Annotated in this window: 18 protein-coding genes; 4 read left to right on the top strand and 14 right to left on the bottom strand. The window is 64.1% G+C overall.

All coding sequences use genetic code 11. The features are described 5' to 3' along the window. Nucleotides 1-61: 61 nt before the first annotated feature. The 5 genes from AB843_RS07640 to AB843_RS07660 form a co-directional block, all read right to left on the bottom strand. Nucleotides 62-1,390 (bottom strand): HlyD family type I secretion periplasmic adaptor subunit, encoded by a 1,329-nt coding sequence (locus tag AB843_RS07640; RefSeq protein ID WP_048646222.1) that lies wholly within the window; start codon nucleotides 1,388-1,390, stop codon nucleotides 62-64. After that, nucleotides 1,387-3,027: a peptidase domain-containing ABC transporter gene (locus tag AB843_RS07645; protein WP_048646397.1), complete on the bottom strand. Its 1,641-nt coding sequence runs from the start codon at nucleotides 3,025-3,027 to the stop codon at nucleotides 1,387-1,389. Before AB843_RS07645 ends, AB843_RS07640 begins: the two co-directional genes overlap by 4 nt. Before the next feature lie 185 nt (nucleotides 3,028-3,212). Beyond that, complete coding sequence (locus tag AB843_RS07650) at nucleotides 3,213-3,494, bottom strand: hypothetical protein (protein WP_244467923.1); 282 nt, start codon at nucleotides 3,492-3,494, stop codon at nucleotides 3,213-3,215. A 283-nt stretch (nucleotides 3,495-3,777) separates the two neighbouring features. Beyond that, nucleotides 3,778-4,215: a toxin-activating lysine-acyltransferase gene (locus AB843_RS07655; protein WP_048646224.1), complete on the bottom strand. Its 438-nt coding sequence runs from the start codon at nucleotides 4,213-4,215 to the stop codon at nucleotides 3,778-3,780. After that, the gene (locus AB843_RS07660) at nucleotides 4,208-5,335 is read right to left on the bottom strand and encodes a hypothetical protein (RefSeq protein ID WP_157384456.1); all 1,128 of its coding nucleotides are present in this window, start codon (nucleotides 5,333-5,335) and stop codon (nucleotides 4,208-4,210) included. Before AB843_RS07660 ends, AB843_RS07655 begins: the two co-directional genes overlap by 8 nt. Nucleotides 5,336-5,643: 308 nt before the next feature. Between AB843_RS07660 and speD the strand changes: the two genes are divergently transcribed. Together speD and speE are read left to right on the top strand one after the other, a co-directional pair. After that, nucleotides 5,644-6,123 (top strand): adenosylmethionine decarboxylase, encoded by a 480-nt coding sequence (speD, locus tag AB843_RS07665; RefSeq protein ID WP_048646398.1) that lies wholly within the window; start codon nucleotides 5,644-5,646, stop codon nucleotides 6,121-6,123. Then, nucleotides 6,120-6,980 carry a polyamine aminopropyltransferase gene (speE, locus tag AB843_RS07670; protein ID WP_048646226.1) on the top strand — a complete coding sequence of 287 codons (861 nt, stop codon included), beginning with the start codon at nucleotides 6,120-6,122 and terminating at the stop codon, nucleotides 6,978-6,980. Before speD ends, speE begins: the two co-directional genes overlap by 4 nt. A gap of 39 nt (nucleotides 6,981-7,019) precedes the next feature. On the opposite strand, the gene AB843_RS07675 is transcribed toward speE, so the two are convergent. The 8 genes from AB843_RS07675 to AB843_RS07710 form a co-directional block, all read right to left on the bottom strand. Then, the gene (locus tag AB843_RS07675; protein ID WP_048646227.1) at nucleotides 7,020-7,661 is read right to left on the bottom strand and encodes a glutathione S-transferase family protein; all 642 of its coding nucleotides are present in this window, start codon (nucleotides 7,659-7,661) and stop codon (nucleotides 7,020-7,022) included. A gap of 173 nt (nucleotides 7,662-7,834) precedes the next feature. Next, nucleotides 7,835-8,911, bottom strand: a complete 1,077-nt coding sequence (locus AB843_RS07680) for a BMP family ABC transporter substrate-binding protein (protein WP_048646228.1) — start codon at nucleotides 8,909-8,911, stop codon at nucleotides 7,835-7,837. A gap of 50 nt (nucleotides 8,912-8,961) precedes the next feature. Beyond that, nucleotides 8,962-9,876 (bottom strand): ABC transporter permease, encoded by a 915-nt coding sequence (locus tag AB843_RS07685; RefSeq protein ID WP_048646229.1) that lies wholly within the window; start codon nucleotides 9,874-9,876, stop codon nucleotides 8,962-8,964. Beyond that, nucleotides 9,869-10,969 carry an ABC transporter permease gene (locus AB843_RS07690; protein ID WP_206412819.1) on the bottom strand — a complete coding sequence of 367 codons (1,101 nt, stop codon included), beginning with the start codon at nucleotides 10,967-10,969 and terminating at the stop codon, nucleotides 9,869-9,871. Before AB843_RS07690 ends, AB843_RS07685 begins: the two co-directional genes overlap by 8 nt. Continuing rightward, on the bottom strand, nucleotides 10,969-12,540 hold the full coding sequence (locus tag AB843_RS07695) for an ABC transporter ATP-binding protein (RefSeq protein WP_048646399.1): 1,572 nt from the start codon (nucleotides 12,538-12,540) through the stop codon (nucleotides 10,969-10,971). The genes AB843_RS07690 and AB843_RS07695 overlap by 1 nt, the downstream gene beginning before the upstream one ends. Before the next feature lie 159 nt (nucleotides 12,541-12,699). Next, nucleotides 12,700-13,455 carry a phosphatidylcholine synthase gene (pcsA, locus tag AB843_RS07700; protein WP_048646231.1) on the bottom strand — a complete coding sequence of 252 codons (756 nt, stop codon included), beginning with the start codon at nucleotides 13,453-13,455 and terminating at the stop codon, nucleotides 12,700-12,702. Between the two features lie 9 nt (nucleotides 13,456-13,464). Further along, nucleotides 13,465-14,079 (bottom strand): DUF1326 domain-containing protein, encoded by a 615-nt coding sequence (locus AB843_RS07705; RefSeq protein ID WP_048646232.1) that lies wholly within the window; start codon nucleotides 14,077-14,079, stop codon nucleotides 13,465-13,467. 16 nt (nucleotides 14,080-14,095) lie between these two features. Then, on the bottom strand, nucleotides 14,096-14,980 hold the full coding sequence (locus AB843_RS07710) for a DUF2182 domain-containing protein (protein WP_342021916.1): 885 nt from the start codon (nucleotides 14,978-14,980) through the stop codon (nucleotides 14,096-14,098). On the opposite strand from AB843_RS07710, the gene AB843_RS25500 reads away from it, so the two are divergent. Together AB843_RS25500 and AB843_RS07715 are read left to right on the top strand one after the other, a co-directional pair. Next, nucleotides 14,973-15,188, top strand: a complete 216-nt coding sequence (locus AB843_RS25500) for a hypothetical protein (RefSeq protein ID WP_157384457.1) — start codon at nucleotides 14,973-14,975, stop codon at nucleotides 15,186-15,188. The genes AB843_RS07710 and AB843_RS25500 overlap by 8 nt on opposite strands. A 16-nt stretch (nucleotides 15,189-15,204) precedes the next feature. Next, complete coding sequence (locus tag AB843_RS07715; protein ID WP_048646401.1) at nucleotides 15,205-16,425, top strand: UbiH/UbiF family hydroxylase; 1,221 nt, start codon at nucleotides 15,205-15,207, stop codon at nucleotides 16,423-16,425. Here AB843_RS07715 and AB843_RS07720 read toward each other — a convergent pair. Further along, nucleotides 16,388-17,350, bottom strand: a complete 963-nt coding sequence (locus tag AB843_RS07720; protein WP_048646233.1) for an AEC family transporter — start codon at nucleotides 17,348-17,350, stop codon at nucleotides 16,388-16,390. The two genes, AB843_RS07715 and AB843_RS07720, sit on opposite strands and share 38 nt — an antisense overlap. Between the last annotated feature and the right edge of the window lie 114 nt (nucleotides 17,351-17,464).

Raw genomic sequence — 17,464 nt, forward strand, 5'->3', positions numbered from 1 at the left:
CGCTGATATAGGTGGTGTTGGGCGACAACGCAAGGCCCGGCTGCCGCGATGTCCGGCTTTCCTATCGTTCACCCAGGCTCGCGCCGAGCTGCGAGACCAGCGGAGCGATGAAATAACTGATCAGCGTCCGGTCGCCGGTGATCGCATCGACCGAAGCGGTCATGCCCGGACGCAAGGCGAAGCGGCCCGACGGCGAATCGAGAAAATCCGTCTCCGGCGCCAGCCGCACGATAAAACCCCAGCGTCCGGGTTTCGTCTCGACGGCGTCGGCGGCGATGTCGGTGATGCGCGCGCTGACAGTGCCGAACCGCTCGGCGGGAAAGGCGTCGAGCTTCACCCGGACCTTTTGCGCGACGGCGAGGAAGCCGCTGTCTTCATTGGCGAAGATCGCTTCGATCTCGAGCGGCCCCTCGTCGGGCACGATGCGCATCAGGCTTTCGCCCGCCTGGGCGATGCCGCCAATCGTGAAGATCGACAATTGCTCAACCGTTCCCGCAACAGGCGCTTCCAATGTCGCTGCGGCGATGCGCCGTTCGACGGCGCGACGCTGCTGATCGAGCGCCGCCCGGCGGCTGTTGATCTCGCTCATCCGCTGCAGCGCGCTGTTCCTGCGCGCCGTGACGATCCCGGCACGCTCGGCGCGCAGAACCGTCGTTAGAACGGTCTTCTGATCGAGTTCGCGGACGAGCACGTCGCGCCCCTTCTGCAGGCCGGTGAACTCCTCCAGCACCCGCAGATAGGCGCCGCGCGACGATGCGCCGCTCTCCACCAGCTTTTCGGCGGCGGCGAGCCGCTCGGCCTGGATTTTCAGAGCGGCGTCGTTGCGGTCGATGTTGCCGCGCGTGACAAAGGCCGATTTTTCATTCGCTGCGATGCGTGCCGTCGCCTGCCGCAGGCTTGCCGCTATGTCGTCGCGCTCGGCGGCAAGCAGGCGCTGCTGCTCGGCAAGGATCGCGTTACCGGCCGTGCCCTGGTCGATTGCGGGAAAGTCGTCCGCGCTGACGGCCGGCGGAGTTCCATCTTGCAGACCGGGCGCCTCCAGTCCCGCAAGCAGGCTTTCCAGTCGGTTGCTTTCGATCCTCAGACGTGTCTCCTCCTCACTGATCAGGTCGCGTTCGACCTTGGCCGCGGTCGCGTCGAGCTCGATCAGGATCTGCCCCTTGGCGACCCGCCTCCCGTCGCGCACGTGAATTGCCGTCACGGCGCCGGAGAATTCTGCCTGAATGAGCTGGACGCGCCCGACGGGAATGACCCTGGCGGAACCGCGCGCGGTGATCTCGACGCGGAAAATGCATGCCGCGACCAGGCTGGTCAAAAACACGCCGACGGCAAACAGGGAGGTGGCGCGCAGGGTGGGAGATGCGACGCGCGGTGCGCCGGGCGTGTTCATGGCCGCCTCCAGGCGCCGAAATCGACGATGGCGTCCGCCCCGACGAAAACATCCGGCCGATGGGTGATGACGATCAAGGTGACGCGTTGCTTGAGGATCATCAACTCGTGGACCATTTTTCTCTGTGCCGCCTCGTCGAGCGCGCTGGTTGGCTCGTCCAGAACCAGGACGGAGGGGTTGAGAAGGATCGCCCTGGCGATCGCGATGCGCTGGCGCTGGCCGCCGGAAAGCGCCCCGCCGCGCTCGCCGACTTCGGCATCCAATCCCGCCGGGAGCTGCCACGCCAGGTCGTCGGCGGCGGCGCAGCGCAGCGCTGCATGCAATTCGTCGTCACCGCAATGCGGCCGATCGAGCAGCAGATTGGCGCGCAAGGTGCCGGAGAAGAGGTAAGGCTCCTGTGGCACGTAGGCGATCCGTGCCCGGACGTCGCGCGGGTCGTAGGCGGCAATGTCCTCACCGCCAAGCATGATCGTCCCGCTCGAGGGCGTCTCGATCCCCGATGCCAATCGGCCAAAGGTCGATTTGCCGATGCCCGAGGGACCGACAACCAGGGTGCAATTGCGTGGCTCGGCCGTCAGATTGAAACGTTCCAGAACGGGCACGCCCGGCACGTATGAAAAACTCACCTCGCGAAAGGTCAGCTTCGGCTCGACGATTTCGGGCAGGCCGGGGAGCATGCCAAAGGGTTCGACCGGAACATTGACGATGTCGCCGAGACGCTGGCGCGAGACCTTCAGTCCCTGCCAGTCCTGCCAAAGCCTGGAGAACCCGGCGACCGGACCGGCGACCTTTTCGGCGACGAGCTGGAAGGCGATCAACTGCCCCAATGTGAGATTGCCGGCGAACACCTCCTGAGCGCCGAGAAAGACGATGCCGATGGTTACGGCGCGATCGCAGGCGAGCGCCAGTTCGCCGCTGGCGATGTTCAGCATCGTGACGCGTCTGGCCGTTTCCAGAACCCGCGCCAGGGTTTGGCTCAGCCGCGCCAGCATCAGGTTTTCCGCTCCCAGCGCCTTTACGGCTGTCGCGCCGAGAATATTTTCGACCATCTGCGCCTGATGCCGCGAGCCGGCATCGAACTGGGCACGCAGCCGATGCCGGAGAATGGGGCTGAAGCCGATATAGATCAGGGCCTGCAACGGCAGTGCGACGAGCACCACAAGCGTCAGTTTGCTCGACAGGGCAAACAGGATCGCCAGATAGAGGGCAACGAACAGGAGGTCGAGAAAAACGCCGGTGGCGGCGCCGAGCAGGAAGGCGCGGATCGTGTCGGTTTCGCCGATGCGCGTGATGGTCTCGCCGACCGGCCAGCGGCGAAAATGACTGAGCGGCAGTTTGAACAGATGGTCGAACAGGCGCGCGCCCAGCTCCCGCGTAATGCCGTTGGCCGTCTGCACGCCAAGCACGCCCGACAGGACGGTGAAGCCGCTTTGAAAAAGGCTGGCGCCGATCATCACCGCAACGACGACAAGCAACGATGCTTCGCGCTGGAACGGGAGAATCCGATCGATGATGACCTGGAAGATGAAAGGCTGGACCAGGCCGATCAGCCTCAGGCACACGGCAAGGAAGGTCAGTTCGATGCAAAGCGGAGTGAATTTCCACAATGTTCGGCCGAACCAGGATAACGGAACCATCTGTTCCGCAGCGGATTGTTTGGCGATCAAGGCAAGAACCGTCGTCAAGGGGAGGAAGGAAAGATGGAACGCACGCCGTCGGCGTGACGAGACGTGCGTTTCCAGGCAGGTGGGATCGGGGCGGCCGGGCTTTGCATCGACCGCCCCTCTCCCAGCGTCGATCAGTGATCAGCGCTGCCAGCCTGTCAGCTGGTGCTGATTGCCGACTCGATGGCGCTGCCGATCAGGCCGCCGAGGCTGCCGCCCAGACTGTCGCCGATCGCAGCGCCTGGAGTGCTGCCGAAGAATCCGCCTAGCAGTCCTCCCGCGGTCGAGCCGATTGTCTGGCCGATCGATTGACTGGACGTCGTTGCCGCCGTGCCGCCCCCGAAGCTGACCGGAGAGACGAGATCGTCCGGGCAATGTGCCGGAGCCACGAAGTTTGCTGCGTTGATCATGTTGATGACCTCTGTGGTTTTGGGGAGCAATTGTGTATTGTCCCCAAGCTTGGGTTTGTCGGAACATGTTCCGACGGCTCATAAAGGCGCGGAATCATGCAGGATTCCGCGCCCTTCATACGCCGCGCGAGAATCCTGTTCGGCACGGCGTATCGGGAACCGGAGGCTCGGCAGGACCCGCTTTGCGCGCGCGTGCTGACCTCCAGAAAGATCAAAGGCGACGAATATTCGCTGGCCTGCCGGGATTGCGCCATGCGCGGAGTTGGTGCGGCCAGCTTCCCGCCGGAGGTCCAATCCGCCGGCGAACGACGATCTATAAGCGCTTCAGCCGATTGTTTCCGACCTGGCGCTTTATGCGGCGCACTGTCCCGTCGGAATGGCGCCGAATGCCGCTTGCGCTTTCGCCGGGAAAAACGTGCTTCTCCAGGTCACGAGCAATGTGCCGGGCCGTTCCGTAGGGCGCGACGAAGTCGTTGATGAACAAGCGCTTGCCGCAGTTCCATTCATGCGCCCGCAGGGCACGTCCCGTGTCGAGGATTTCCGCCTCGACCGCGTCGTCCAGTCGCGCCCAGGTGACCATTGCGACGGGCGTGCCCTCGCCCGTCAGGTAGAAGCGGACCTGCCGCCGGCTGAGGGGGGGGAGAATTTCGACGGCCAGATAGGCGTGCGTGGCGCATTTCCGGTGAAGCTCGGATCGCGCCAGCAATTCGAGCGCGTATCCGACGGCGGCATAGGGTTCGATGTCAGTCATCGGCGCGCCCCTTCGCAATGTCGCGCGCTGCGATCCGGACATGGCCGGCGATCTGCGGAACGGCCGATTGCAGGGCGCGCATCAGGGTCTCTTCTTCACCTGGAGATGCGCAGCAATCGACAGCAAAGGCCGAAGCATCGCCGGGCCGGGATCGCCACAGTGCGTAGCCGACCGGATTGCCGCTGCCGCCCAGCGCGATGAACGCGGTTTGCTTTCGCATGCAGTCCAGCAGCCGGTCATAGCGCTCGCCGATCGAGGTTTGATCGCTTTCGTGGCCGGTTTGAAGATCGAGCAACGTTATTGCCCCGACCTGTCGATACGCATCGACCGGCGATGCGGTGGGCGGCGATAATGGCGGCAGGCTGCCGGGCGCCGCACCGACGAGAAACCGAGCAAGGTTTGCGGGCGCTTTCGACCCGCTGCCGAGCAAGGCTACCACATCGTCCGCGTTGCCTTCGCGCAGGAGGGCGGACGCCGCGAGGCGGGCGAGCGGGTAGTTCCAGCGATAATCGTAAGGTGCGGATGCGCCATGCAGCGCCCGTGACAATGCGTCGGCATCGGGGCCGAGATAGACTGCGCCGGCGTCCTGCCAGGCCCGGTCGAGATGCTCGGCGAGTGTGAGCCGATGGCGTCTGGCCCAGTCGATCAAAATCGCCTCGCCCAGAAAAGCGCAGGTCTCGCGGGCCACCGGCGGCATCGGATCGCCATGCGAGACGACGATCTGCAGCGCGTGGGTGAATTCATGGACGACATCGAGAATATCGGCCGCGCTTCCCCGATAGTCACAGCTGACGAACGGCAGATGCCCAGGACCGTTGTCGTAGGTGAACGGCCTTGCGCGCGCGCCTTGTTCTCCAGTTCCTTCCCGGGCGGTCAAGCAACGTGGTATCGCGTTGCTTGTGTGAAGGATCATCCCGGCGATTTTCGGCAGGAAGTCCAGCAGGGCGGATGTCGCCAGAGACCATGCCTGCTCGGCATCGACCTGCGGGCCCACCGCTGGAGCAAGATCCACGGATTGCGCTATGATTGGCACGCGTAAACTGGATTCCATTGCTCTCAGCGTGGCGTCTTTTTGCAGATTATTTATTGCCAACCAATTATCGATATCATTCTTATGCATGTTTAAATGATTCCACAAATATTATTATTTATATTTGTAAGTATATAATTGGAAGTAATTCTTGTTTATCAATACATAAATCCTATTCTCATTATTGAATTTGTCAATATTCAAAATGGCCCGTCGATTCAATTTATTCTCTAAATATTCCGCTCGGTTCTTCATTCAACCGCGAAGGCCTTGCTTCAGTCGGGAATATGGCTGAATCGGCGCCCTTCGGTTGATTGCGCTTGCGGGGCGTGGCCGGTTGCCTATATACGGGCGGCGCCTGAATGGTCAGGCCACATCTGCTGGTTGGAGAGGACGCCATGTCGCAAGACGCCCTTTTCCAATTGGGGATGGATTCAGTTGTACTGAACACCGCCCAAAAGGAAGAAACCGTCGCATCGCAACCCGTCACAACGGTTTGCGATAACAAAGATCACTTCATCGAGAAGGACGGCGTGCTGTGCGCCGGCTCGCATCTCATCGTCGATCTGTTCGAGGCGCAGCGCCTCGATGATCTGCCCTACATCCAGGAAACGCTGGTGAATTGTGTCGATGCGGCGGGCGCCACATTGCTGCACATCCATCTGCATCCGTTCGAGCCGAATGGCGGGGTGAGCGGCGTCGCCGTACTCGCCGAAAGCCACATCTCGATCCATTCCTGGCCGGAACGCGGCTATGCCGCCCTGGACATCTTCATGTGCGGCGACGCGGCGCCCGAGCGCTGCATCGACGTGCTGCGCGACGCCTTCGCGCCTGGGCGCATGGAGGTCAAGGAACTGTTGCGGGGACGGAGCGCGTGACGGACAGGAAGACGGTCTCGGAGACCCTGCACAAGGGCATCAGCGTCGATTTCGAGGCCGATGAGGTGCTGTACGAGGAGGCGACCGGCCATCATCATCTGGCGTTGATCCGCAATCGCCTGTTCGGCAAGGTGTTGCTGCTCGACGGCGCGGTGCAGGTCACCAGCGCCGACGAGTTCATGTATCACGAGATGATGGCGCATGTGCCGCTGATGGCGCATGCCGACCCGCGCGACGTCTTGATCATCGGCGGTGGCGATTGCGGCCTGGCCGAGGAGGTGTTGAAGCACGCGCGGGTCAAGACGTTGACGCAGGTGGAGATCGACGCCTCCGTGGTCGATTTCTCGCGCCGGCATTTCGCCGATTTCAACGCCCCCGTGTTCGACGATCCCCGCTTTGTCGTTGAGATCGCCGACGGGGCGCTGTTCGCCGCGCAGACGGACAAGCGCTTCGATGTGGTGCTGGTCGATTCGACCGACCCGACGGGGCCCGGCGCCGTGCTGTTCACGCCGGCGTTTTACCGCGACCTGAAACGCATCCTGCGGCCCGGCGGCATCGTCGTGACGCAGAACGGCGTGCCGTTCCTGCAGCCAACCGAGTTTCAGACGGCGATGGGTGCGCTTGCCTCCATGTTTGCCACGACCGGCTGCTACCTCGTTGCGGTGCCGACCTATTTCGGCGGCCATATGACGCTTGGCTGGTCGTCCGATGACGATGCGGGACTGAACGTCGGAGAGGAGACGCTGGCGGGGCGAGCGACGGGCATCGAGACCCGCTATTACACGCCAGCGCATCACAAGGCGGCGTTTGTCCTGCCGCGCTTCATCAAGACCCTGTTCGACAACGCGGTAGAATAGCGCCGGCCGGGCGCCCTGCCCGACCGGCGCACTCGTTTCCTACGACGAGGCTTCGGCGCCGGCGAAGAACGGCACTGTGGCGGCGAGCGCCATATCCTTCTCGGCGGCCCGCCTATGGGCCGGGCGCTCCTCGACGCGTGCCAGATACTCCTTGAAGACCGGCCTTTCCGGCAGGGCATTCATGAAGTTCATCGTGTAGCCGATGCTGCTGGCGAGTTGCGTGTCGGCGGCGGTGAAATGCGCGCCGGCGGCAAAAGGCTGCGCCGTCAGCCGCCGCTCGACATTCGCCACCATGTCGTCGAACGTGCCGAACGGAAACTGATTGCTGGTGTACTCGAACTTCTGCACGTCGGCGCAGATGACCGGATCGAAGACGGAATCGCAATAGACCAGCGACGTCAGATAGGCGGCCCGGTCCGGATGGTCGACGGCCGGGGCGAGTTTCGCCTCGGCAAACCGGTCGGCAAGATAAATCGTGATCGCCGCCCGTTCCGTCACCACCAGCCCGTCATGAACGATCGCCGGCACTTTCTTGTTCGGCTGGATCTTCCGGTAGTCTTCCGAGACGCCATCCTTGGCACGAATATCCACGAGCTCGATCTCGTAGGGAACCGCCAGTTCCTCCAGGAGCCAGAGGACGCTGGACGAGCGCGACCAGGGGGCGTGATAAAATTTCAGCATGATGTCTGTCCCTCGTTGATGATGTGGAACGCAACATAACAGGGTGCTCCTGACAGCGGACTGTCAGGAGACAGGCGGCGTATCGCTGTCAGGAGAAAACAGCGGTTTGATGGTCTGTGAAGCAAAAAGGGCGGCTTGAAGCCGCCCTTTTCCATTCGCTCGTCGTCTGGTTGTCAGTTGGGCAGCTTGTCGTCGATGCCCTTGACGTAGAAGTTCATGCTGAGGACCTCGCCGTCGGGCGCAACCTGCCCTTCGGCCAGCCACTCCGAGCCATCCTGCTTGGCGACCGGGCCGGTGAAGGGGTTGTAGCCCTCGTCCTTGATCTTCGCTGCGATCGCCTCGGCGGCGGCCTTCACGTCGTCCGGCATGTTCGTATAGGGCGCCATCACCACATGGCCGTCCTTCATGCCGCCCCACACGTCGTTCTGTTTCCAGGAGCCGTCGATCAGCGCCTGGACCCGCTCGATGTAGTACGGGCCCCAATCGTCGACGATCGAGGTAAGCTGGGTTTCCGGCGCGAAAGTGATCATGTCGGAGGCCTGGCCGAACCCCTTGATGCCGCGTTCGGCGGCAACCTGCAGCGGGGCGGTCGAATCGGTGTGCTGGGTGATGATGTCGACGCCCTGGTCGATCAGCGCCTTGGCGGCGTCGGCTTCCTTGCCGGCGTCGAACCAGGTGTTGGCCCAGACGATCTTGACCTGGAAATCCGGATTGACCGACTGCGCGCCGAGCAGGAATGCGTTGATTCCCATCACCACTTCGGGAATCGGGAAGGAGGCGATGTAGCCGGCGACGCCTTTCTGCGACATTTTCGCGGCGATCACGCCCTGCACGTAACGGCCTTCATGGAAGCGCGAATTGTAGGTGGAAACGTTCGGATGGTCGCGCTTGAAGCCGGTCGCATGCTCGAACTTGATGTCGGGGAATTTCGCGGCGACCTTCTGGACCGGATCCATGAAGCCGAAGGAGGTGGCGAAGATGATGTCGCAGCCGGACCGTGCGAAACGCTCCAGGGCGCGCTCGGTATCGGCGCCTTCGGGCACGCTTTCCAGATAGGCAGTCTCGACCTTGTCGCCAAAATGCTTCTCGACGTCGAGCAGGCCCTGGTGGTGCTGGTAGGAATAGCCGAAATCACCGATGGGCCCAACATAGATCCAGCAGGCTTTGGTCTTGTCCTGGGCGGCAGCGGGTGCGGCTGCGAAGGCAAGCGCGGCGGTGCTCGCCGCCAGGGCTAGGATAAGTTTCTTCATGTTGACGTCCTCTCTTCTTGTTGTCTGAGTTCCCGCGCCCCTGTGGACGCTCATCGTGCCGGAACAAACGGCCGCCCCAGGCAGGCCGGCGTGTTGACCATGGTCAGCCTCCTGTTGCGGGAGATTAGAACAAGTACGATGATCGTTGCCAGATAGGGCAGCGCGGAAAGAAATTGCGAGGGGATCGAGACGCCGATCACCTGCGCATGCAGTTGGCCGATGGAGACCGCGCCGAACAGATAGGCGCCGGCCAGCACCCGCCAGGGCCGCCATGACGCGAACACCACCAGAGCCAGCGCGATCCAGCCGCGCCCGGCGGTCATGTTCTCGATCCATTGCGGCGTGTAGACCAGCGACAGATAGGCGCCGGCAAGCCCGGCGCAGGCGCCGCCGAAGGCGACCGCCGCATAGCGCACGGCAATCACCTTGATGCCCAGCGCATGGGCCGAATCGTGATTGTCGCCGACCGAGCGCAGCGTCAGGCCGGCCCGCGTGTAGAACAGGAAATAGGCAACGCCCGCGACCAGAAGCAGCGAGACGTAGAACAACGGATCCTGGGCAAACAGGAACCGGCCAACATAAGGCAGGTCCGACAGGAACGGAATGGCGATGATGCCGAGTTTTTGGCCGGGCATGCCGATGAACGCCTCGCCGATCATGCCCGAAACGCCGAGGCCGAGCAGGGTCAGCGCCAGGCCGGTCGCCACCTGGTTGGTGACCAGCGTCAGGGTCAGGAAGCCGAACAGCAGCGAGAAGGCCGCGCCGACAAGGATGGCGGCGAAGACACCGAGCCAGGGCGAGCCGGTGGTGACGGCAACGCCGAATCCGGTGACCGCGCCCATGACCATCATGCCTTCGACGCCGAGATTGAGAACGCCGGAGCGTTCGACCACCAATTCGCCGATTGCCGCGATCAAAAGCGGCGTGGCGGCGGTGGCGATGGTGATGAGGACCGATTCAAACATTCTGTGCCGCCTCCCCGCGCGCCGTCGGAGCGCGCCCGGCAAGCCGGATGCGGTAGTGGATCAGCGTGTCGCAGCCAAGGACGAAGAACAGCAGCATGCCCTGGAAGGCGCGCGCCGCCTTGTCTGACAGGCCGATCGATATCTGCGCCGCCTCGCCACCCAGATAGGACAGCGCCAGCACGAAACCGGCGGCGACGATGCCGAGCGGGTTGAGGCGGCCGAGGAAGGCGACGATGATGGCGGTGAAGCCATAGCCGGGCGAGATCGACGGCTGCAACTGGCCGATGGCGCCGGCGACTTCGGAAATGCCGGCCAGACCCGCCAGGCCGCCTGAGATCAGGAAGGCGATCATCACCATGCGCGGCGCGCTGAAGCCGGCAAAGCGCCCTGCCCGTGGGCTCTGGCCGAGCACGCGGATCTCAAAACCCGTCAGCGTCTTTCTGAGCACGAACCACAGGACCAGCGCCGCGACGATGGCGAAGACGATGCCCCAATGGGCGCGGCCGGCCGACGGCATCAGCTCGGGCAGGATGGCGAAGGCATGGAAATCGCGCGTTTCGGGGAAATTCATGCCGCCGGGGTCGCGCCATGGCCCGCGCACCAGCCAATCGAGAAACAGTTGCGCCACATAGACCAGCATCAGGCTGGTGAGGATCTCATTGGTGTTGAAGCGCGCCTTGAGAAAGGCGGGCACCGCCGCATAGGCGGCGCCGCCGGCAAAGCCCATCAGCAGCATCAACGGCAGGACCAGCCCGTTCTGGAAATCGGGAAAGACGACCGGCAGGATGCCACCGGCGATGGCCCCGGCGATGAATTGCCCTTCCGCGCCGATGTTCCAATTGTTCGACAGGAAGCAGACGGACAGGCCGACGGCGATCAGGATCAGCGGCGCCGCCTTGACGGCCAGTTCGTGCAGCGACCAGGTCTCGCGCAGCGGGTCGATGAAATAGTAGTACAGCGCGTCGAGCGGGTTCTTGCCCAGCACCGAGAACATGATGGCGCCGGCCGCCATGGTCAGCACCAGGGCGATCAGCGGGGAGATGGTGCTGAACAGGGCGGAGCGCTGCGGGCGCTTGACGAGTTCGAGGCGCATCAAGCGGTCTCCACGGCTTCGCCGACATGATGTTCGGGTGCTGCGCCGCCCATCAGGAGGCCGATTCTCTCGAAAGTCGCCTCGGCGATCGGCAACGGGGATGACAGGCGGCCGTCATGCATGACGGCGATGGCGTCGGAGATTTCGAACAGCTCGTCGAGATCCTGGCTGATGACGAGGACGGCGGAGCCTGAGCGCGCCAGGTCGATCAGCGCCTGGCGGATGCGCGCCGCCGCACCTGCATCGACGCCCCAGGTCGGCTGGTTGACGATCAGCACGGCAGGCTGGCGGTCGAGTTCGCGGCCGATGATGAATTTCTGCAGATTGCCGCCGGAAAGCGCGGCGGCTTCCGGATTGGCGCCGCTCATGCGCACGTCCATTGCCGTGACGATGCGCTCGGCGGCAGCGGTCAGCGCGCCGTTGCGCACGGTGCCGAGCGGCCCGAGCAGGGTTTTGCCATCGGTGGCGTGTCGCGACAGAAGCAGGTTTTCCGACAGGCGCATATAGGGAGCGGCGCCATGGCCGAGGCGTTCCTCGGGCACGAAGGCGGCCCCCAGCAGCCGGCGGCCGGAGATGGACAGGCGGCCGGCGGCCTTGCCACGGATGCGCACGGCGGCTGCGACGTCCTGCAACGCCTCGCCCGACAGTGCTTCGAACAGCTCGCCCTGGCCATTGCCGGCGACGCCGGCAATGCCAAGCACGGCGCCGGCGCGCAGCGACAGATTGATGTCGCGCAACGGCACGGCGAAGGGATTGGCTGCGGGGCGGTTGAGCCCGGTCACTTCGAGCAGCGTCTCATGCGCGCCCGCGCTATCGGCCGGACGCTTGACCGCCTCGACGTCGTTGCCGACCATCATGCGGGCGAGCGACGCCGCCGTCTCCTGGCGCGGGTCGCAATGGCCGACCACCTTGCCGTGCCGCAGCACCGTCGCCCGGTCGCACAGGCGCTTCACCTCTTCCAGCCGATGCGAGATGTAGAGGATCGATTTGCCCTCGTCGCGCAGCGTCTCCAGCGTCTCGAACAGCTTGTCGGCTTCCTGCGGCGTCAGCACGGAGGTCGGCTCGTCGAGGATGATCAGGTCCGGTTTCTGCAGCAGGCAGCGGATGATTTCGATGCGCTGGCGCTCGCCGACCGAAAGATCGCCGACATGGGCGAAGGGATCGAGCGGCAGGCCATAGGCTTTCGACAGTTCGCGGGCCCGCTCAGCGATCTGCATGATCGGCGCCTTCTCGTCCAGCGACAGCATGATGTTTTCGGCCGCCGTCAGCGCCTCGAACAGCGAGAAATGCTGAAACACCATGCCGATGCCGAGCCGTCTCGCAGCACCCGGCGTGGGGATCGAAACGCGCTCGCCTTTCCACTCGATGGTGCCGGCCGCCGGTTCCAGCGCGCCGAACAGCATCTTGACGAATGTCGATTTGCCGGCGCCGTTTTCGCCGAGCAGCGCGTGAATCTCACCGCGGCCGATCGACAGGTCGATCCTGTCGCAGGCGGTCAGCGCGCCGAAAATCTTGGTCAGGCCACGCACTTCAAGCAGGCCGCCAGCCTCGCCGTCCCGTTTTGCCTCCACCCCGGCTCCCGTTCTTGTCGTTGTTGTGTTTGTTCCCGCGCTGATCATAGGCGGACAATTTTCCCTGTCATTAGACGTGCTTTGCTTGAAAGAGCTTCACCAACAGCAAAAACGTCGATCCAGGCCCGCCTTTCCCCTGGGCACCGATTGGAAAGACCGCTACGCGTCTTTCGTCCCTCCGCCGAGATCCGGCAGGAACTGCATCACGGCGCCGATGACGAAAAGATAGATGCCGGTCACGCCGATGCCGATGCGCACGATCTGCCCGGCCTCCATGTCCTGCCAGAGCGCGGCGATGCCGAAGGCGCACCAGGCGAGGAAAATCGTCAGATTGACCGGGCGCAGGCGCCGCACGCGCACGGGGTGCAGGAAATATACCGGCATGAAGGTCAGCAGAGCCGAGATGATGACCGCGGCGAAGGAGATGTATTCGCCCGGCTGGGTGACGAACAGGGTGAAGACCACCATGTTCCAGACCACCGGAAAGCCCTTGAAGAAGTTTTCGCGCGTCTTCATGCCGGTGTCGGCATAATAGATGGCGCTGGTGACGACGATGATCGCCGCCGACAGGAAGGACAGGCCGGCGCCCATGAAGCCGCTCTGGTAGAGCGCGAAAGCCGGGATCAGCACATAGGTCACATAGTCGATGATGTTGTCGAGCATGTCGCCCGACCAGGTCGGCAGGACGTGTTTCACATCGAGCTTGCGGGCGATGGGCCCGTCGATGCCGTCGACGAACAAGGCCAGCCCCAGCCACCAGAACATGGCCGTCCAGCGCTCCTCGCTGGCGGCGACCAGCGACAGGAAGGCCAGAAACGAGCCGGACGCCGTCAACAGGTGGACGGAGAACGCCCGGGCTTGCGGCGCGGTGACCTTTTTCTTGATCACGGGTTTCCTGATGACGGGCCTTTTCATGACGGGTGCCTACGGTCCGCGCCAGTCGAGCGGGCAGATTTCCGCCGAGCGGCCGGCGAAGTTCCAGTTGCGGCCAAAGGCGCGCATGCGGCTTTTCTCCGAGCGGGCGACGGTGATTTCCGGCGCGATCCAGTATTGCGAGTTGGAGATCACCGTGTCGCCGTCGCCATCCTTGCCGGCGATCGGCGTGATGGCGCCGTCGATGATCTTCGGAATCTGGAAGATGCGCGTCTTGCCGTCGGTCTCGTAGCTGACCGGCGCGCGCTCAATGCCGAGAAACTGGCCGACCAGGATCGACAGAAGCGCCGTCGTGCCGCCGGCCTTGCCGGAAAAGATCTTGCCGATGGCCTTTTCCGCGTAGATCGAGGCGCGTTCGTCGAGAAACAGGCCGGCGGTCCAGTTGCCGCGGCTCATATAGCCGGGGATCTCCATGATCAGGCCGAGATTGAGCCCGGACAGGTCGGTCTCGCCATAATGGCCTTTGTCGATGCGGAAACCGGCCCAGGTCTGGCAATAGCCTTCCGTTGGCGGATGATTGCCGAGCGACAGCACGCATGGACAGAATACCGTGCAATTGCACGACAGCACCAGCTCGCCCTTCAGCGCCCAGTCCTTTTTTGCCATTCGAGACCCCTCTCCTTCACAGCGAGATTACAAGAAGCGCGAGCGCCCACACAAGCAGCAGGCCTCCGGAAAGCCGTGTGATAATCCGGTTACGACCATGTTTCTCGATGATGACGAAAACGCCGAGAAGCGCCATCCAGAAAATATTCATCGTGCCAACGGCGAGCATGACAAGCATCAGCGCCCAGCAGCACCCCAGACACCATAGGCCCTGTTCCACGCCGAGGCGAAAGATCGCCGACGGACGCGTGCTCCAGCGGCCGAACAATGTGGCGAAGGGATTGCGGCATTTGACCAGGCAGGCCTCCTTCAGGCCGCTGAACTGGTAGGCGCCGGCAATTGCCAGGACGGCAGCCCCGGCAATGCCGCCGAGCGGCGTCAGGAGCAGCGCACCCGGCCGCCACAAGCCGATGGCGGTGATCAGCGCGGCAAAGCCCAGCGCGGCGCCCAGCCAGACCGCTCCATAGCCGGCGACCAGAACAAGCGGATGGACCGCTTTCTCGCCCTTGGTCGCCGCGGTGTCGGCGATCTCGCAATAGGTGCGGATCATCGGCGCTGCCGAGGGCAGCATCATGGCGAGCGCCATCAGGAACCACATCGTCGCCAGGACGGCGAAGCGGACGGGCCCCGCCGCCTCGCCGGCCGGCGCGAGGCACAGAGCCAGCAGTGTTTCGACCAGCCGGGGCAATGGCAGGTCGGGCAGTGCGGCCAGCAAGCCGCCGCCCGGCCCTGCCGCCTGGAGATCGACGGCGGCAAGACGCAGCGCCATCGCCACAAGGGCCGCCCACGCCAGCAGGAAGGCGAGGAAGAGCGCGATCAGCGACAGCGGGTAGGCTTTCAGCGCGACGCCATGGGTAATGCGCGCGCCGGCGTCCAGATTGGGCAGGTCGTTGTTGCGCATGCTCATTCCGGCGCCCTTTTCTTCATCGATGGCGAGCCTTTGGACGATCATCGGGCGGCTGGGTGATTTCGCCGCGTTGATCCTCGTGCTACCTCAGCCCATCATGGCGAACGAGCCGAATGGACATTTCGATTTGACCGCCACCATAAAGGCACGAACTGTCCTGAGCGATAGCGATAGCGATAGCGATTGGCGAAATGATGCGTGAAGCAAACGGGAAGATCATGAGCGATAGCGATGCGAAGATCCTGGTTGCCGGGACCGGTCCCGCCGGCCTGATCGCCGCGCTGGCGCTGGCGCATCGCGGGCACAAGGTCGTGCTGGCGGGGCCGGTTCCGGCGGGACGCGACCGGCGCACCGTGGCGCTGATGCGTCCGGCGCTCGATTTCCTGGCGCCGCTCGGCTTTCTCGACAAACTCACCGGCGAAAGCGCACCGCTGCGCGCCATGCGGCTGGTGGATGCGACGGACCGGCTGATCCGCAGCCCGACGGTCACCTTCCATGCCGGCGAGATCGGCCAGGAGTATTTTGGCCTCAACATTCCCAACACGCGCCTGACCGAGGAGCTTGCCGGCGCCGTGCGTGGTACGGCGGAGATCGACTGGCGCGAAAGCCTGGTCCAGTCATGGACCTGCGCGCCGGACAGGATTTTGGCGCAGCTTGCCAACGGCGAGACCATCGAGGCGTTGCTGGCGGTGGCCGCCGACGGCCGCCAATCGCCGGCGCGCGAGGCGGCCGGCATCGCCGCGCGCACACGCGCCCTGCCGCAGGCGGCGCTGGTGCTGAATTTCAGCCACACGCGCGAGCACGGCTTCGTCTCGACCGAGTTCCACACCGAGACCGGCCCCTGCACCCAGGTCCCCCTGCCCGGCCTGCGCTCCAGCCTGGTCTGGGTCGTGCGCCCCGACGAGGCCGATCTGCTGGCGGCACTCGACGATGCCGCCTTGTCGGTGCGTGTCGAGGAGCGGCTTTCCTCCTTGCTCGGCCGCGTCACGGTGGAGCCCGGCCGGCAGGTGTTCCCGCTCAGCGCGCTGATGCCGGCGCGCTTCGGCCGGAACCGCGTCGCGCTGATCGGCGAGGCAGCGCATGTGTTTCCGCCGATTTCGGCCCAGGGCCTCAATCTCGGTGTGCGCGACGTGGAAGACCTGGTCGCGATTGCCGACGCGCATTCCGAGGATCCCGGCAGCGCCGCGGCCCTTGCCCGTTACGACGCCAAGCGCCGCCCCGACATTCTGGCACGCAGCGGCTCGGTCAATCTGTTGAATGCGTCGCTCCTGTCGGGTCTGTTGCCGGCGCAGATCGCGCGCAGCGCCGGGCTCGGCATCATCGGCGGCTTCGCGCCGCTGCGCGCCTTCTTCATGCGTGAGGGCATGCGTCCGGGCAGCGGCTTTTCGGCGCTGTTTTCGCTCAGGGGAAAAGATCGGGCGGCAAAATCCCATTGGTGATCGCATAAAGCAGCGCGGTGACTGTCGCCACCGAAAGCACGGTGGTGATCAGAACGCTGGCCGAGGCCCGTTCCATCCACACGCCATATTGCTGGCTGATGACGAAGACATTCGTGGCCGTCGGCAGCGACGCCAGAAGCACGGCGGAAAACACCCAGCTTTCCGAGAAATTGCCGACCCAGCTCAAGATGACATAGCAAAGCGCCGGGTGGACGATGAGTTTCAGCACGGCGATGGCGCCCAGCTCATGGGGTACGCGCTTGAGCGGCCGCAGCGCCAGGCTGACGCCCATGGCGAACAGCGCGCAAGGGGCTGCTGCCGACGACAGATAGGCGAGCAGCCGCTCGATCGGCACGGGCGGCGTGACATGCAGCGCTGCTGCCGCGACCCCGGCCGCCGTCGCCAGGATGAAGGGATGCAGGGCGATCTTGCGCGTCACGTCGAGCGCCAGTTGCCCCGGCCCTTGCCGGTTGCCGCCCGACAGCGCCATCATCATCGGCGTGACGGCGAAATGCACGATATTCTCGAAGCAGAAGATCAGCGCGACCGGCACCGCCGCTTCCTCGCCGAAGGCGAGCAGCGCCAGGCCGGGGCCCATATAGCCGATATTGCCATAGGACGCCGACAGCCCTTTGATCGTGCTCTCGGCGATGCCGCTGCGGCTGATCAGGAGCGAGGCGACGAACATGATGGTGAAGACGATATAGGTCGCGGCGACCGCGCCGAAAATATAGCTCCATTCCGTCAGCCGCTCGATCGGCGTCTTGGCCAGGAGCTGGAAGAACAGCGCCGGCAGCGCGACATAGATGACGAAGGTGTTCATCCAGCCGAGCGCCTCGACCGGCTGCGGCTTCAGGCGGGCGAGCGCATAGCCGATGAAGATCAGGCCGAAAAACGGCAGAACAAGCCCCGTGACACCCGTCATCCACCACCCTCGCCCCTGAGCATTCGTCCGTCCGCACCGGCGTGCGGCCTGTTTCCGCATTTCAAGTTCCGGCCCCCGCGCTAGCCCGTGCGGGCCTTGCGCGTCAAGCTTGCG

The organism is Nitratireductor soli (assembly GCF_001050155.1).
Taxonomy (GTDB): domain Bacteria; phylum Pseudomonadota; class Alphaproteobacteria; order Rhizobiales; family Rhizobiaceae; genus Nitratireductor; species Nitratireductor soli.

Bases quoted from the DNA above. Each gene is read 5' to 3' on its own strand.
- AB843_RS07640 (WP_048646222.1), bottom strand. From the start codon at position 1,390: ATGAACACGCCCGGCGCACCGCGCGTCGCATCTCCCACCCTGCGCGCC.
- AB843_RS07645 (WP_048646397.1), bottom strand. From the start codon at position 3,027: ATGGTTCCGTTATCCTGGTTCGGCCGAACATTGTGGAAATTCACTCCG.
- AB843_RS07655 (WP_048646224.1), bottom strand. From the start codon at position 4,215: ATGACTGACATCGAACCCTATGCCGCCGTCGGATACGCGCTCGAATTG.
- AB843_RS07660 (WP_157384456.1), bottom strand. From the start codon at position 5,335: ATGCATAAGAATGATATCGATAATTGGTTGGCAATAAATAATCTGCAA.
- speD (WP_048646398.1), top strand. From the start codon at position 5,644: ATGTCGCAAGACGCCCTTTTCCAATTGGGGATGGATTCAGTTGTACTG.
- AB843_RS07675 (WP_048646227.1), bottom strand. From the start codon at position 7,661: ATGCTGAAATTTTATCACGCCCCCTGGTCGCGCTCGTCCAGCGTCCTC.
- AB843_RS07680 (WP_048646228.1), bottom strand. From the start codon at position 8,911: ATGAAGAAACTTATCCTAGCCCTGGCGGCGAGCACCGCCGCGCTTGCC.
- AB843_RS07685 (WP_048646229.1), bottom strand. From the start codon at position 9,876: ATGTTTGAATCGGTCCTCATCACCATCGCCACCGCCGCCACGCCGCTT.
- AB843_RS07690 (WP_206412819.1), bottom strand. From the start codon at position 10,969: ATGCGCCTCGAACTCGTCAAGCGCCCGCAGCGCTCCGCCCTGTTCAGC.
- pcsA (WP_048646231.1), bottom strand. From the start codon at position 13,455: ATGAAAAGGCCCGTCATCAGGAAACCCGTGATCAAGAAAAAGGTCACC.
- AB843_RS07705 (WP_048646232.1), bottom strand. From the start codon at position 14,079: ATGGCAAAAAAGGACTGGGCGCTGAAGGGCGAGCTGGTGCTGTCGTGC.
- AB843_RS07710 (WP_342021916.1), bottom strand. From the start codon at position 14,980: ATGCGCAACAACGACCTGCCCAATCTGGACGCCGGCGCGCGCATTACC.
- AB843_RS07715 (WP_048646401.1), top strand. From the start codon at position 15,205: ATGAGCGATAGCGATGCGAAGATCCTGGTTGCCGGGACCGGTCCCGCC.
- AB843_RS07720 (WP_048646233.1), bottom strand. From the start codon at position 17,350: ATGACGGGTGTCACGGGGCTTGTTCTGCCGTTTTTCGGCCTGATCTTC.